The organism is Oligoflexus sp. (assembly GCF_035712445.1).
In the GTDB taxonomy this organism is placed as follows: domain Bacteria; phylum Bdellovibrionota_B; class Oligoflexia; order Oligoflexales; family Oligoflexaceae; genus Oligoflexus.
The window spans coordinates 108,726-122,656 of sequence record NZ_DASTAT010000026.1 but is presented as its reverse complement, the minus strand read 5'-3'; the positions used below and the strand labels follow the sequence as shown (position 1 = coordinate 122,656).

Annotated in this window: 14 protein-coding genes; 8 read left to right on the top strand and 6 right to left on the bottom strand. The window is 54.3% G+C overall.

What is annotated here, in order from left to right; translation table 11 throughout:
• The first annotated feature begins 20 nt into the window (after positions 1–20).
• From VFO10_RS05700 to VFO10_RS05685, 4 genes are all read left to right on the top strand, one after another.
• Entirely contained in the window at positions 21–1,118 is a 1,098-nt protein-coding gene (locus tag VFO10_RS05700; protein WP_325137951.1) for a hypothetical protein, read from the top strand.
• Between the two features lie 10 nt (positions 1,119–1,128).
• Positions 1,129–1,824, top strand: coding sequence for a hypothetical protein (locus tag VFO10_RS05695; protein WP_325137949.1), 696 nt, complete (start codon positions 1,129–1,131; stop codon positions 1,822–1,824).
• 171 nt (positions 1,825–1,995) lie between these two features.
• Positions 1,996–4,080, top strand: a complete 2,085-nt coding sequence (locus VFO10_RS05690; RefSeq protein ID WP_325137948.1) for a hypothetical protein — start codon at positions 1,996–1,998, stop codon at positions 4,078–4,080.
• A gap of 143 nt (positions 4,081–4,223) precedes the next feature.
• Positions 4,224–5,522 carry an MFS transporter gene (locus VFO10_RS05685; RefSeq protein ID WP_325137946.1) on the top strand — a complete coding sequence of 433 codons (1,299 nt, stop codon included), beginning with the start codon at positions 4,224–4,226 and terminating at the stop codon, positions 5,520–5,522.
• 4 nt (positions 5,523–5,526) lie between these two features.
• Here the strand turns inward: VFO10_RS05685 and VFO10_RS05680 are convergent, their stop codons facing one another.
• The 3 genes from VFO10_RS05680 to VFO10_RS05670 form a co-directional block, all read right to left on the bottom strand.
• Positions 5,527–5,769, bottom strand: a complete 243-nt coding sequence (locus VFO10_RS05680; protein WP_325137944.1) for an FmdB family zinc ribbon protein — start codon at positions 5,767–5,769, stop codon at positions 5,527–5,529.
• A 64-nt stretch (positions 5,770–5,833) separates the two neighbouring features.
• Entirely contained in the window at positions 5,834–6,313 is a 480-nt protein-coding gene (locus tag VFO10_RS05675) for a nuclear transport factor 2 family protein (protein WP_325137942.1), read from the bottom strand.
• Positions 6,310–7,692 carry a hypothetical protein gene (locus tag VFO10_RS05670; protein WP_325137941.1) on the bottom strand — a complete coding sequence of 461 codons (1,383 nt, stop codon included), beginning with the start codon at positions 7,690–7,692 and terminating at the stop codon, positions 6,310–6,312. Before VFO10_RS05670 ends, VFO10_RS05675 begins: the two co-directional genes overlap by 4 nt.
• 225 nt (positions 7,693–7,917) lie before the next feature.
• Here VFO10_RS05670 and VFO10_RS05665 point away from each other — a divergent pair, with 225 nt between their 5' ends.
• From VFO10_RS05665 to VFO10_RS05650, 4 genes are all read left to right on the top strand, one after another.
• Positions 7,918–8,247: a PadR family transcriptional regulator gene (locus VFO10_RS05665; RefSeq protein ID WP_325137938.1), complete on the top strand. Its 330-nt coding sequence runs from the start codon at positions 7,918–7,920 to the stop codon at positions 8,245–8,247.
• Positions 8,234–8,827, top strand: a complete 594-nt coding sequence (locus VFO10_RS05660; protein WP_325137936.1) for a DUF1700 domain-containing protein — start codon at positions 8,234–8,236, stop codon at positions 8,825–8,827. Before VFO10_RS05665 ends, VFO10_RS05660 begins: the two co-directional genes overlap by 14 nt.
• Before the next feature lie 42 nt (positions 8,828–8,869).
• The gene (locus VFO10_RS05655) at positions 8,870–9,850 is read left to right on the top strand and encodes a DUF4097 family beta strand repeat-containing protein (RefSeq protein WP_325137933.1); all 981 of its coding nucleotides are present in this window, start codon (positions 8,870–8,872) and stop codon (positions 9,848–9,850) included.
• Positions 9,851–9,913: 63 nt separating this feature from the next.
• Positions 9,914–10,054, top strand: coding sequence for a hypothetical protein (locus tag VFO10_RS05650; RefSeq protein WP_325137931.1), 141 nt, complete (start codon positions 9,914–9,916; stop codon positions 10,052–10,054).
• Positions 10,055–10,057: 3 nt separating this feature from the next.
• Here the strand turns inward: VFO10_RS05650 and VFO10_RS05645 are convergent, their stop codons facing one another.
• The 3 genes from VFO10_RS05645 to VFO10_RS05635 all read right to left on the bottom strand — a co-directional run bounded on the left by VFO10_RS05645 (position 10,058) and on the right by VFO10_RS05635 (position 13,876).
• Complete coding sequence (locus VFO10_RS05645) at positions 10,058–10,816, bottom strand: hypothetical protein (RefSeq protein WP_325137929.1); 759 nt, start codon at positions 10,814–10,816, stop codon at positions 10,058–10,060.
• Positions 10,817–10,896: 80 nt separating this feature from the next.
• Complete coding sequence (locus VFO10_RS05640) at positions 10,897–13,698, bottom strand: 7TM diverse intracellular signaling domain-containing protein (RefSeq protein ID WP_325137927.1); 2,802 nt, start codon at positions 13,696–13,698, stop codon at positions 10,897–10,899.
• On the bottom strand, positions 13,679–13,876 hold the full coding sequence (locus VFO10_RS05635; protein ID WP_325137926.1) for a hypothetical protein: 198 nt from the start codon (positions 13,874–13,876) through the stop codon (positions 13,679–13,681). The genes VFO10_RS05640 and VFO10_RS05635 overlap by 20 nt, the downstream gene beginning before the upstream one ends.
• Positions 13,877–13,931: the final 55 nt, after the last annotated feature.

The following is a 13,931-nucleotide window of genomic DNA, read 5'->3' as shown; positions in this document are numbered from 1 at the left end:
AGAAGAAGCGGGATTCTTTTATGTTTTTGAAAAAATATTTTTATAAGGTAAGCATCGCCGCCCTGGCTTTCCTGGGCGCTGCAGGACCCCTTTGGGGAAAGAGCAGCAGCGAGCTTCTTTACACCGAACCTTTCGATCTGGCTGCTGGGGGAACGACGCTGACCAGGGCCAGTCAGGAAGGAATCGTCTTTGCCAATCCTGCTCTTCTGCCTTTGGGCGGCGCCTGGATTCGCTGGATGGGCTTTCAGGCTGGTTTCATCCTTGATCGCGATCTGGCCCAAAGCGCGCAGAATGGAAGCCTGGGCGGCGCGACCGGCAGCGGAGAATCGGATTATGTCGATGAACTTTTCTCCCGCTCCGTCCATCTTGGGCAAACCGCGACCTTGAGTTTTCTGAATCAGAACTTTGCGATCAGCGTCTTTGATCGGGTGGAAGTGGATATCGCGGGTGAGCGCTTTGGTGATGATGGTCTGCCGAGCGTGAATTTCGGTGTCGAAGCCTATGGCGGTGTCCTGACGAGCTATGCCCTGCGACCTGCGCGGTGGTTTTCGCTCGGTTTCACGGCCAAGCATCTTTACGCCAGTGAGCCGGAAATCAAAGTCCCCCTTACCGATCAGGAAAAGATTCGCCAGCTCAGTTCGGATACGTCGGCTCTAAGGGAGCAAATCGCCATGAATCAAGGCACAGGCTCGGACCTTGGCATGCTCTTTCTTTGGCAGGGGCATCATCTGGATCTGAGCATGGGCCTCAAAGTCGAAGATATCGGCAGCACGCGCTTCACCGGCGACCAGGCCAGCTTTCCTCAGACTTATAACGCAGGATTCGGCCTTGCCCTTCACGGCACCAAGGAAGTTTTGCACCTGAGCCTCGACTACCGTGATATCACCAATGAATATGAGGAAAAAACCTTTAAAAAGGTCTACCTGGGCGCGCGCTTTATGCTGCGCAATATGCTGGGCGTGGCCTGTGGCCTTTATCAGGGCATACCCACGGCTGGGCTGCGTTTGGATCTTTTTTTGTTCAAACTGGGCGTGACCGCCTATGGGCGGGAACTGGGAACCTATCCCGGCGATCGGCAGCGGAACATGGTGACGATCTACACCAGTTTCGGCTTTTAGGGAGTTATGTATGCGCATTCTGTGCTGTTTGTTCACCCTCGTTCTTTTCGCCTGCGATACGAGCAGCAAGGCCAAACTTTATGCGACGCTGACCCAGGAGGAAAAGGCGCGCGAGGCCCTTGACGCCTTGGATTATGAAACCGCGATTGAACTTTATAAGGAACTGGTGGAAGCCGAGCCGGAAGAATATGTACGCTATCGGTATCTGGCTGCGGCTTACGCGGCCTCCGCAGGTTTTGATATCATCGCCGTGGCGAAGAGCAACGTAGGCGGTTCCGGTTCACTTTTGGATGCGTTAGGAAGTTTCCTGCCTGCTGATCCCACAGCAGAAGAACTGGAACGCATGGCACTGGCCAAGGACACTCTCCTTAGCATACCCGCTGAACTTCGCAGTAAAGACAATAGCGAGGTCGCTTACGCATCCGGCGCTGCTGTCCAGCTGGAATTCTATCAGTCGGCCTATGGGATCATGTATATCAATCGCTTTGCCCAGGTCACACCGGAAGGATCCCTGGATCCCTCCCGCCTGGAGAGCATGACCGATGACGATGTCAGTAATATCCTGAACAACTTCAGCCAGGTGGCAGCCACCGGCGGCGAAGGCGTTCCCGCGGCCGCGCAGACGGTGTTGACCCAGATTGATCAACAGGAAGGCGCGACGCAGAAGGAAAAGCTCATCAACTACCTGAATGCGACCAAAAAGTGATCGCACGTAAGAATGCTTTATAAAAACATATTATTGAGATACCTTTTGTAAAATGAGTACCGGAAATAGCCCTATGAATTCTGCAGTGAAATCCTCGAACTAACGAAATAACTTCCGCGCGTATAAAGATCGGACGAAGCCCTCTACGTTATTGAAAGAGGGAGCTGATCTATGTTGCGTATCAAGACTGTCCATACGTTGACTCTAAGCCTTGCGAGTATGATTCTTCTGCAATCCTGTGGCGGCAAGAAAGATGATGGCCGCAAAGGTGGTGGCCCCATGAATGGTGGCGGCCAGCAGGCCTTGACCGATGTGAAAGCAGACTTCTCCGGCGCCGTCGGTGTGCTGGTTATCGACCCGAATCAGACCACGAGTTCTTTGCGTTTGATCGGTGGTGAAGATGGTCCTGTCAACCTTTCGCTGGCGGAAACTGGGACGAGCGGCGATGGCTCGCTGGCGAAAGTGGGTTCGGATGGTGAAGTGAGTTCGGCGATCTCCTCGGGTGGCGAGGAGGATGAGAAAAACAATAATGGTTGGTGCTGCAAACCCAAGCTGCCGGCTGTGAAGACGATTGCGATTTCGCCCAATAAGGAAATCTATCTGCACTTTGAACGCTCCTTCGTCTACAAAGCCCCTGATGATGGGGATTGGAGCGACGCCTGGGAACCTTCTTCCGGCAACATGTGCCAGATCTTTAAGGTGAAGGGTGGAACGATCGAAGAACTGATTGCCAATCCTCCTGCTGATGCCGGCAACCTTGAGTGCCTTGATAACCTCCACTTTGTTGATACCTGGCAGGCCCAGCGGAACTCGGTCTTCCAGTTCGACAGTGAATCCAACGTGTATTATCCCGGTTCGCTTCCTAACGGAAACGGGAAAATGGTTGTGTACAAGCGCACTGCGGATGGCAAAGTCACCGAGATGATCAACAGCAACATCTGCGTGCAGGACTTTTTGGTGACGAAGGCCGGTGGTATTTTCTACACCGGTTCCAGCAACTGTCAGAACGGTGGTGGCGGCAGCGGCGGTGGTTTCTTCCGCTACGTTTCGCCTGGCAACAGTATCATTGAGATCGCCCGGGATTGGTGGAACTTCGTGTTCGAACCAACCGCGAGCAGCACGGGTGACAAGGCCGTGTTCTTCGGTCCGGATCCTACGAGTTCCAAGACGGCATCGTGGGATAGCGCCTGTCTCTTTAACTTCGATCCCACAGGTGGATCGAGTGCTGCTGACCGCATCAAGCCGGCGATTACCTGCGGTTCTGATATCTGGAGCTGGATTAATATGACCCGTACGGCGGATGTGGCTGTTTATGATACAGGTTATACAAACGGAAACCAAAACCCAAGTGTCGCCTGGATCAACGAATTCAAATCCCGTTGCGAAAGCAGTGGCCAGGTGTTTGCGGGTGGTGGTTCTCAGATCTCGGCTATCAAGCAGACTTCGACGGGTGAAGTTTACGTGATTGGTCAGGTGCGGAAGAAGAAAGAAGGTGAGTTGACCTGTGGATTGAACGTCAAGGGTGCTCACTGCGTTGTCAAAGGCATACCCTACCTCTATGGTGACAGCACCTACGGTTCGAAAGGTCTGTGCGAAGGCGCCAGCGGAACGTGGACCGAAGATGGCTACTGCAGTACAAGTGCATCCAATCGGGCCGATTGCATCACGGCCTCGGGGACATGGAACTACCGGGACGTGAACTATAACAACGTTGCGTCCAGTTTGTGCGGAGCGACAAGCGGCGGTGGATATATTGCCAGCAGCAGCTTTTACAGTACTCCGGTTTTAACGAGCAACAGCACGATTCCGGCGGCTATCTATACCCGCGGCTGGATGAACTGCCAGGTTAAATCCACCGACGGCAGCACCAACAACTACAACTGGACCGACGAGTACAAAGGTCTCGCCAAGGTGAACAGCACCACCAAAACCCTCTCGTTGCTTTCGGGCACCGATGAGCAGGCGATCAACCTCTGGCTTGTGGGTGATCAGCCTTACTTCTCGTCCTACAACACGACCACAGGTAAATACTATCTGAAGAAGTACGAGAACAGCGCCGCGGTCACCGTCGCAGAGAACTTCGAAGCCTATAACCTCTCGGCCTCGGGAGAAACTGGCAAACTCTATTACGATGGTCTTGATTTCGGCACCAACGCCTACAGTTTTGGTACCATGCTGGAAGCCGCACCTTACACGCGGACCATCAAAACAGGGTTGACCGGTACGGTGAAAACGATCGTGATCCTTTCGCCCTGATACTGGCGTCAGCTCCTTATTCCTGCCAACCCCAGAGGTCACCCTCTGGGGTTTCTGCGTCAAATGATTCAGCTTTTATCCCTCAGCGAACTTTGCTAGAGCTGTGATAAAATACAGCGTCATGCGAAACTTGGACGGAGGGAATGATGAACGCGGCTGGAATAACCAAGGAAAAAATCCGGAAGAACGTGCTGGGCTCGGTGTTCCTCACGATATTCCTGGACCTCGTTGGTTTCGGTATGTTCATACCTGTCATACCTTTGGTCGCTCGCCGCTTTGGAGCATCGGATAGCGAAGCGGTCGCTGTTGCCAGTCTTTATTCCCTCGGTACGCTCCTGGCTGTGGCCATACTCGGGCGGCTCTCGGATTCCATGGGACGTAAAAAACTTTTATTGGGAACGGTTGCCGTCTCGACGGTTGCTCAGGTTCTGACCGGCCTCGCTCAAAGCTACCCCATACTCCTCGCCGTGCGTTTCATCGCCGGCATGGCCTCGGGTAACATTTCCGTGGCCCAGGCCTGTATCTCGGATGTCACCACTCCGCAGGAACGCGGCAAAAGCATGGCTCTGATCGGCATCGCCTTCGGTCTCGGTTTTTCCTTGGGGCCGGCGATTGGGGCTTTGATCAGTCTTCTCTTCCCCAATGAATCGCTTTTGGGCATCGGTATCGCCGCGGCCGTTCTGAATCTCTTCAACCTGATCGTCGTCGCGCGGCGTCTGCCGGAAACGCATCATGGACTCGCCGGACCCGAGATGCGCGATCTGATCACGCATGTGAAGCAGGCCAGCGAGAGCAAAAAAGATGAGCAGATCACCGGCGTGTGGTGGCAGGATTTTCGTCATCTTGTGCAGGACAAAGGCTTTCGCATCGTTCTCCTGCTCGGGTTTCTGCAGGTGTTCGGCTTTATCGGTGTGGAATCGGTTTTGTCGCTGATGCTGAATGATGCCTTCATGATCACCGAGCAAAGGCAGCAGTACTATGCTTTCATGTACATCGGCTTTATGCTCGTCCTCGTAAACGGCGGACTGACCCGACCTCTGATTCAAAGAATGGGTGAAGTGCGAACCCTGAACCTCGGACAGCTTCTGCTCGGCATCACCATGATCGCCCTGCCTCTCGTGGCTCCGAGCCTCCCGCTTCTTTATCTCTTTCTCTTCACGCTCGCGGCCGGATCGGGTTTATCCAACCCGTCGATCTCGTCCCTCACCAGCCGTCTTGCGCCGAATCACATGCAGGGATTTGCGCTCGGAACGTCCCAGACTTTGGGAGCTTTGGCCCGCATCGTCGGCCCTGCGACTTTCGGTGTCCTTTACCAGTCGATGGGCGGCGGGCGCTCGCTTTTTGTTTCGGCGGGTTTGATGCTGCTGGGCTGGATCGTTGCCGTGCTGGGTCTTCAAAGCACGCACAAGCGCTTCATGGCGGAAAAGGTCGCGGGCGCCTGAAGCTTTATTTATGCAGATCGCAGTATTTCGAACAGACGTGCGATGGCTTTTCCTGCGGCTGACTCTTCGGTCTTTCCACGGGAGCGGGATGCGCTCCCGCCACCTGACCAAACACCCGGCTCAAACATTTTTGAATCTGGCAGGGTCCATCGCAGGATGGGCCCGCAGTCGGCTCCGGGTCTTTCATGCTGGCCTGAACCGTAAACTCTTGCGCACAATGCTGGCATTTATAATCATAGATCGGCATGACGAGATCCTCCGTGTCCACCCCACATTCAGGTTACCACCCTCGGGCTCGTCACGAAATGCCTTCACTTCGCTTTGGGGGTCTGGATCAGTTTGACAAGAGTATCGGCGAGTTCATTCGGAACTGGAATCGTGAGATGATACTGGCTTATTTTCCAGTCTTTGCCATCCTTCACCAAAACGCCCGTGCCGCGACAGGTTCCGTATTTGGCATTCTCCAGAATCTCATCGAACCAGGCCACGCTTTTATCCCTGGAAAAACTGATATGCCGCGTTCTGGGTGTATAGCTCCAGCCCCGGCCCTTATCAAAATGCGGTTTCACATAGTCCTTGAAGGCTTTCACATCCCAGCGCTCGGTCGCATCGGTGCCGATGAAGACGGCATCCGCGGTCATCAGGCCAAAGTATTTCTGAAAATCATGGTCCGCGGCCGCTTTGTGAAATTGATTCAGAACTGAAGCCACCGCATCCTCATGGGCATCCGCCATGGAACGTCCTCCTGTCAGAAAGAAACAAAAGACCAAAAACCAACGCAGCCTTGTCATGAAATCTCCTCGCGCTCATGAAGTTCACTTTCCAAAAGAAGAGGCATAAGGCCCCCGCCCTGTCCAATATTGACGATCGCATCGGTTGAAAAACGGCAGGCGCCGCCGTGGGGTCGGAAATTCACGCCGGAATTTGTAAAGATGGAGCAGTCGACAAAGGTTTCCTTTTCCATCATCTGGCCTTCACTCCAAAAGCGATGCCGTATCCTGCGGCCCGATACCTTCCTCTGCACGATCCATTGGCCTTGTCCCATGTTCAAAAGAGCGTCAATCAGCTGAGGCCAGCTGACGTCATGAGACACTCCTAGGAGTTTACGCGCCCGATCCTGACTGGACCTTTCAAAAAAGCTGCTGCCGATAAAAATGCCGTGACCGCCATACCCAAGGCTGCTTTTCACAACCAGGTCCTGGGGCCGATCTTTCACCCAGCTGATCAAATCCCTGACCTGCGTGCCATCAGGAAGCGAAGCCGGCCCCATTTCCAGGAGCCGTGACCAGGCCACCCTGCGAATCGTGGCGTCGACTTCCTCGTCCTTCAGTCCCGCACTCAGACTCAGCCGAGGATCCGCCGCGTACCGCGAAAGTTCCGCCAGAACACCCTTGGCTTCCAGATGCGCGGCGATCGGATTGAAGACCCGGTAGCGTTCGGCCTGCAAACAGGCCTGAGCGAAGGCGGAATCCTGCGCAAGGCGATGCGCGAAGATATGGCGGTAAACAAAATCGAGCGGCTGCCCCGATCCCCACAGCTGGCCCTTGCGAATCTCGATCGCATCCGGCGTCAGCAGCAGAGTTTCATAACCCTGCGCCTGCCATTCGCGCTGAAGCCAGAGCAGTTCCGCCAGCTGTGAATCCCCGGACCGCGCGACGATGCCAAGCCGTGGCTTTGCAGCCTTGCCCCCTGTTCGCGCGTAGTGTTCCAAAAGGGATTGCAAAAGATCGTCGGTATTGGACCGCTGTATTTTTTTTCCGGGATGAAAGGCCTGCCCATAGGCACGGCGAATCATATCACTATAGGCCTGCATTGCCGGAATGGTGGTATTCGCTTCAATCACCTGAAGGTCATCACCATCAAAAAAAAGATCAAGGCGGGCTGTCGCGAGTCCCACAAATTCCGCGGCTTCCTGTTCCAAAGGCGCCAGCTGCGTAAGAAGTCGATGCCCCGGGTCGCGGCGCAGGACGGCTCCTAACTTTTGCAAAGCGGAAAGAATCAGGTGGGCATCAGCCCTCAGCTTCATCCACACAGGATCCGGGATCACCAAGGGATCCATCGATGCCGGAATCAGGCGATAGCTGCTGTCGTGGCTGCGAAAGACCCCCAAGGGAGCCGCGGCCACCAAAGACTGGAACCCTGTGATGCTGGACTTGTCCCATCCCGACATGAGCGGCGACTCCCTGAAAATCGTTCAAAAGCCTTGGGCATTGTTTCGTGAGATCAGGATCCAGGCAATATGCCGTAAAGACAGCATTTTTCCAAAATGCTCAAGTTTCGGGCTGACTCTGCCGTAAAGTTCATAACACGGTACCTTGCAATGCAGTGTAGCGTGTGTTACAAAATACCTGTCCCTGCACGTCAGGGCGTTGTTTATCGGTAAAAAGGACGCAACATGCGAACTCAATTGAAAAAAGGCAGTCTTGAGCTTTGCGTTCTCGCCGTTTTATCCCAGGCTGATCGTTATGGTTATGAGCTTGTCGAGAATATATCGCGGCACATAGACATATCTGAGGGCACTATCTATCCCCTCCTGCGGCGCTGCCTGAATGATGGATGGTTCGAGACGTATCTGCAGGAATCGGATCAGGGTCCGCCGCGAAAGTACTATCGCATTACGGACAAGGGGCGCGAGGTTTATAAGGAAATGCGGGCCGAGTGGGATGAATTCGCGGCGGCCATGCAAAATCTTCTGCAAGAGGTGGACAGTCATGCACGAGCATAACTTTATCAAGGAACTGGAAAAGGGACTGAGTCCGCTGCCTCCGTCTCAACGCGAGGATGTGCTGGCTGATTATCGCGCACACATCTTCGAAGCCCGGGAACGCGGCAAGTCAGATGACGAAATCAGCGCTTCGCTTGGCGATGCCCGGACTCTGGCACGGACCTTCGTTGCCGATTACCACCTGACCCGGATTACCAATCCGTATGAAGGCCAGAAGTTTACCACAAGTCTTTATCATATGGCTCGGGCGACGCTGGTCGTGCTTTCGATCATTGCCTTCAACTTCTTCTTTATGCTCTGGCCGATCCTGGGCCTTGCCATCGTCCTGGGGATGTCCTGGGTGGTCGCCACCATCGCGGTCTTTGTCGGCATCATTTTCGCGATCGCGGTCCTGGTCGGTAACATCGCGACCCCCGTGGCGGTCGGACTTTCGGCCAAGCTCGCCCTCAGTTTTTATAGTTTATCTCTTTTCGGTGCATCTCTTCTGGCCTGCGTGGTGCTCTATCTTTTGAGCCGCTGGTTTCTTCTGGGTTTAATGAAGTACATCAAATTGAATGCCAAAGTGATTCAACCCGACTAAACATTCGCTCTGAGAAAGGTTTTAAGCATGGATAACAAACGCATGAAAAATATCGTAATCGGTCTGGGCGCTTTCACCCTTATCACGCTCATCCTTGGCAAATTCTTTGACACCCGCTGCGAATCCAGCTGCATCGGTGAGGCCTTCGCGGCCAATACCAAGGACGGTCTGGATGGACTCGGCAACTTCAACATCATCTTCGATAAAGACGATCGGATCATGATCAAAAAGGGCGACGGTCCCAACATTCATATCAGCACGGGGGACAGCGATACCCTGGGCGGTGACGCCGATAATCCTGCGCGTACGGACAAGGCCATCACGGAATCCATACCGGCCAAGGACATCAAGGAACTGGAACTCAAGTCCTATGTCACGGATTGGAAAGTGGTCGAGAGCGCGGATGATCAGATCCACTTCGTCTTCAAAGGCTATCTGCCGCCCAAGGAATGGACCGTGAAAAACAGCGGCGGCAAGCTCGAAGTCGAAGTCACCAAAAAGGGTCCGAGCTTCGGGGAACTGCAGCTCCCTAAAAACTTCGCCGGGGAACTCACCCTGACCAATATCTCGGGTGATATCACCATCGAAAAACTGGCCGCGACCTCTGAGTTTCACCTGATGTCGGTGTCCGGCGATCTGAATGTGAAGGCGGCTCCATCCAAAATCCTGAGCATCAACACCGTCAGCGGCGATGTGGACTTCGTGCCGGCGAGTCTGAACAAGGATCTGGACATCGCCACCAACAGCGTCTCGGGCGATCTGAAAGCCACGCTCGTAAGTCCGATCAAGGAATTCGAAGCTCAGTCGGTCTCGGGCAACGTGGATCTGAAAGTCGCAAAAAGCGTGGGCTTTGATTTTGAAATGGAAGGGATCAGCGCGTCCTTCGATGGTCTTCCCGACGATACGCGGCAGAAGGAAGGCTTCGGCAATCGCAGCGCCACGGGTTCCTTCGGCGCGAATCCCAAAGGCAGGCTCAAATTCAATAGCGTAAGCGGTGATTTCAACCTGAGGCCGCTCGACTAAGAACCCGGTCCCCTGTTCCAAAAAACTGATCGTCTTTCACTGATTCTCACAAGGAGTGACAGTATGAACCTCTTTTTGCTCGGTTTCGTGATTCAGCTGGTGATTCTTTACGGAATGATCCTGTTTTCTGATTATCTGAAGTCCGTGTCGTCCAAGCCGCGGGCCCTGCGTCGGCCCGCTAAAGTGCGGATTCGGAAGCGCTGATGCTTAGAGTTCGACTTCAATGGCCAGGCTGAGTTCCTGCGAAACAAGGCGAACGCCTGGCAGTTCGGTCTCACTCGAAAAACCCGCATCATTGACGAAAGAATTGGTGCCGGTTTCCTTCTCGCGGATGGTGATGCCGCCGAGACTTTGACTGTAGCGATACTCCACGACGATGGCGGTCGTGGGGACGGGATAGAGTTTACAGCCCAGACTCAGGTCACCGTTCCAAAGCCGCGGATTATCCTGCCACTCGCGTTCGACGGCAAAGCGATCCTCGGCCACTCCCTTGAGTCCCAGCACGGATTCCGGCAGAGATCGGGTTTCCACCCGACGCGACACCAGTTTCAGATGATGCTGCGAAAGCCCAAGCCGGGCGAAGGGCATCCAGCGGTCCTGGACATTGGTCAGGATCTGAATGCCGGCCTTGGGGGCGAGGTCTTCGACCCTTTGATCGGGACCGGGGAAATAGTACGTCTGCGCCAGGCCCACATCCACATAGACATAGGGATAGAAAAGCTCGCTGCCGAGACTGATCTCGTGGCCGAGGCTGTTCCAGACGGCCTGCTCCGATGCACGGGAGTCACTGGTCACTTGCGGCGCGCCATTCAAGTAGGCGCCGTTCCAAAGGGTCGGAACCTGGGCCCGATTGTGGGACAGCTTCGCCTGGCTTTGAAAAGCACGGTATTGGAGCTGAAAAGCCTGCACGGCAGAAGACGCGAAAAGACTGCCGAAACAAAGACAAGCTGAAAGTATAATGCGCATGAAAGCTCCCTTCAGAATGCAGGCCAAGGCTGCCATACTTCACGGTGAGGGACAACAGAAAGAAAAGATCGGTGTCACCCTCACGCCGCGAGCGTGTGAAGGTTTTTCGGGACATGGATGTGAAAGGCAAAGGCGCAGAAGCCGCCCTGGGGCTGGCCATTCAGGACTACATGAATGCGGCCGCCGGCGCGATCGAGATACTGCCGCACGGCCTCCATCCCCACGCCGCGACCGGAAATCTCGGTCAGCCGATTGCTGGTGGACAGACCATTTTCAAAGATCAGATCCGCGATGTGCTGTGGCGTATACGCTTGCCCGCGGATCAGAAAACCACGCGCATAGCCCAGCTCTTCGAGCCTTGCCAGATTCAAACCGCGGCCATCATCATGATAAACAAGATGCATGGACCCGTCCGCGTTCTCGTCCAGATCCAGATAGAGCGTTCCCGTCGGCCGCTTGCCGGCCTTCAGCCGCTCCTCGGCGGTTTCTATCCCATGATCCAGTGAGTTTCTGATGATGTGGTGGAAGACCTGATGGAAAAGTTCCAAAGCTTCCTGGCTGATCGACGTCCCGGACTCCTTGATCCTGATGATGGGAATTTCCTTGCCCAGATCACGCGCCACCCGTTCCGCACCGGATAGAATATCCTGCAGCACATCTATGGATCGGCTATAGAAGACCTCGTTGAATGTCCTGCGGGTATCTTCAATTATATGCCGCGTCGCAGGATCCATGGGACTCGTGTCGATCAGATTCAGGGAATTGACCTTGTCCTCGACCACCTTGCGGTTCACTTCGATCAGACTCCGGTCCCGCTTGCGACCGAGCTTCACGGTATTGATCTGATCATAGAGCAGGATGATGGACCTTGCGCTGTCCAGGTCATCCAAAAGCTTCTTCTGATTCCAGGCTTCCTCGTCCTTCCGCAGAAGGTCCGCGTAATGCTGCTCGGTATCGTGCAGGATCCCGGTCATCTTATGGAAGTAATAGGTCCGTGCGGTGCCTTTGATGGTATGCATATTGATAAAGAGGATTTTCACGACCTCAAGATTCTTCTTCTGATTCTGCCGAATGAGGCGCTCATTCTCGTCCAGGAAGGCCACTGACATGGTTATGAACTTGGCAAACTGATCGGGCGTCGTGTTCACAATCTCGCTGATATACTCCAGCTCCCGCTGCTGGTTGATGGACTGCTGCTGCAGCTGACGAACCTGGGTCACATCGCGCAGGCAGACCAGAATCTGCTCGATCAGACCCTTGTCGTCGAGCATCGCATCCCAATCCATCTCCAGAATCTTTTCCTGCTCATTCGTAAGCAGGCGCAGTTCTTTCACGAGATTATCGCGATTGCTCATAAAGGCGATCTCGTCCTCCCCCAGCGAGGCGATGAGCGTGCTGCGAATCTGGCTCTTCTGATCATTCGACAGATCGGTGCGATTCAGAAGGACGTCCTGAAACTGGCTGACTGTCAGGTCACGGGTTTCGAGTATTTCCTCCAGATGCAGGGAATAATCTTCACCCATGACGATATCGGATTTCTCATTCAGTCGCAGCGTGAAAATTCCCTGCTGAATATGCGTGAGGATGGCTCGAATCTCGCGGGTTTTCTGCTGAACCTTCTGCTCCAGGCTTTCATTCAGGCCACGAATCTCGGTTTCCGCGATCTCCAGCTTATGAAAGGCTGCGGAAAAACGCTTGGAAAGCAGAATGGACTGAAAGAAGAGGAATATGAAAAGACCGGTCGAAGACAAAAGCTCGCCCTTCATATCGCCTGTTGTCACCAGCATGTCATTGACTGCGGAGGCAAAAAAGATCGAGCTTGCGATCAGAAAGACGAGGGCATCCTTCACCTGATCCCGCAGGGCCCGATAGCAGGCATACGCGATATAAAAGAAGGTCAGCGTATTGCCCATCTTATGCAAGGTCGGGATGATGTGAAACTGATCGGTTGTGCCGAAAAGAACAGTGAAAAAGCTCACAGCTGAAAGAATGCTGAAGCCGTAGGCGAAATTTCTATGAAAGTGCCGCGGGAAGACGCTGTGCGCGAACCATGAGAAAAACGCGCCGCCCAGGTACCAGCCCCAGAAGAAAAGATCCCAGACGCGTTCCGAACTGATGCCCGGAAAATGCAGGGCCGCGATACCGGCCGCCGCATAGTGAAAGACGCCGTTTGCAAGGCAAAGGGCGGAAAAGCAAAGGTTGGATATCTCTGTGCGCCGCATCATAAAAAGGCACAGATGATAGATGGCCATCAAAAAAATACCGCCCAGAAGAAAGAGCGTTTTATTATAGGTATTGATTTCATCCCGCAGCATGGGCGCACGCAGTCCCAGATCGAGAGCCGCATAGCCCGAGCGCGCAATCATATGATTGGAGACCTGGATCACGATGTCCATCTCCTGCAGATCCCGGCCTAAAAAAATCAGCTGGGTTTGATAGCTGTGACCGGAAAGCTCACGATCGAGTCCCGGCGTGCCGGCTTCATGAACAAGCCGACCGTTCACAAAGATGCGACCGGCCATCACCATGGGGCCGGCGCGGAGCACAAGCTCATCGGTGAGTGGAGGCAAAAGGACCTTCAGGCGGAACGTGGCTGCCCCGCTCCAGGGAAGCTTTTCCCCCTTGAGCTGGTAACGCATCCAATCCTTGGGACCATCCTGAAAGGTGAAGTCTGAATTCTGGTCGATCGCAGCCGGGGAAACAAGCTGATTCCAGTAGAAGGCCCATTCGCCTTCCAAACGCAGAGGAGTCACTGCAAGGAGATCGACCTTGCGAAGATCCAATAGACCCTGCCGTGCCTCGGGCGACTCGGCGAGGAGTGACCCGGGCAGGAGCATCCATAAAAAAAGCAGGAGGAATGCCTTAGGCTTTGATAAATTCACGACGCAAGTTCTCAAGATCGTGCGCGCGGGCATTGGGGCCAAGCTTGCCGTTACGGCCATTCTTTGCGGCGATCTCATAGCCCATCACAATGGGTGTGCCAGAGATTTTCATGGTCGTGACCGCATTGATGCGCACACCGCGTTTTTCGAACCAACGTTTGATTTTTGCAGGACCCATACGTGCCTCCTGAAGGTGGAATTCTGCGTTCTCTTCGGCAGAAGGCACGAAAGGT

Excerpts from the sequence above, each read along its gene's own strand:
- VFO10_RS05680 (WP_325137944.1), bottom strand. The coding sequence starts at position 5,769 with ATGCCGATCTATGATTATAAATGCCAGCATTGTGCGCAAGAGTTTACG.
- VFO10_RS05635 (WP_325137926.1), bottom strand. The coding sequence starts at position 13,876 with ATGGGTCCTGCAAAAATCAAACGTTGGTTCGAAAAACGCGGTGTGCGC.
- VFO10_RS05685 (WP_325137946.1), top strand. The coding sequence starts at position 4,224 with ATGATGAACGCGGCTGGAATAACCAAGGAAAAAATCCGGAAGAACGTG.
- VFO10_RS05655 (WP_325137933.1), top strand. The coding sequence starts at position 8,870 with ATGAAAAATATCGTAATCGGTCTGGGCGCTTTCACCCTTATCACGCTC.
- VFO10_RS05700 (WP_325137951.1), top strand. The coding sequence starts at position 21 with ATGTTTTTGAAAAAATATTTTTATAAGGTAAGCATCGCCGCCCTGGCT.
- VFO10_RS05665 (WP_325137938.1), top strand. The coding sequence starts at position 7,918 with ATGCGAACTCAATTGAAAAAAGGCAGTCTTGAGCTTTGCGTTCTCGCC.
- VFO10_RS05670 (WP_325137941.1), bottom strand. The coding sequence starts at position 7,692 with ATGTCGGGATGGGACAAGTCCAGCATCACAGGGTTCCAGTCTTTGGTG.
- VFO10_RS05695 (WP_325137949.1), top strand. The coding sequence starts at position 1,129 with ATGCGCATTCTGTGCTGTTTGTTCACCCTCGTTCTTTTCGCCTGCGAT.
- VFO10_RS05650 (WP_325137931.1), top strand. The coding sequence starts at position 9,914 with ATGAACCTCTTTTTGCTCGGTTTCGTGATTCAGCTGGTGATTCTTTAC.
- VFO10_RS05645 (WP_325137929.1), bottom strand. The coding sequence starts at position 10,816 with ATGCGCATTATACTTTCAGCTTGTCTTTGTTTCGGCAGTCTTTTCGCG.
- VFO10_RS05660 (WP_325137936.1), top strand. The coding sequence starts at position 8,234 with ATGCACGAGCATAACTTTATCAAGGAACTGGAAAAGGGACTGAGTCCG.
- VFO10_RS05675 (WP_325137942.1), bottom strand. The coding sequence starts at position 6,313 with ATGACAAGGCTGCGTTGGTTTTTGGTCTTTTGTTTCTTTCTGACAGGA.
- VFO10_RS05690 (WP_325137948.1), top strand. The coding sequence starts at position 1,996 with ATGTTGCGTATCAAGACTGTCCATACGTTGACTCTAAGCCTTGCGAGT.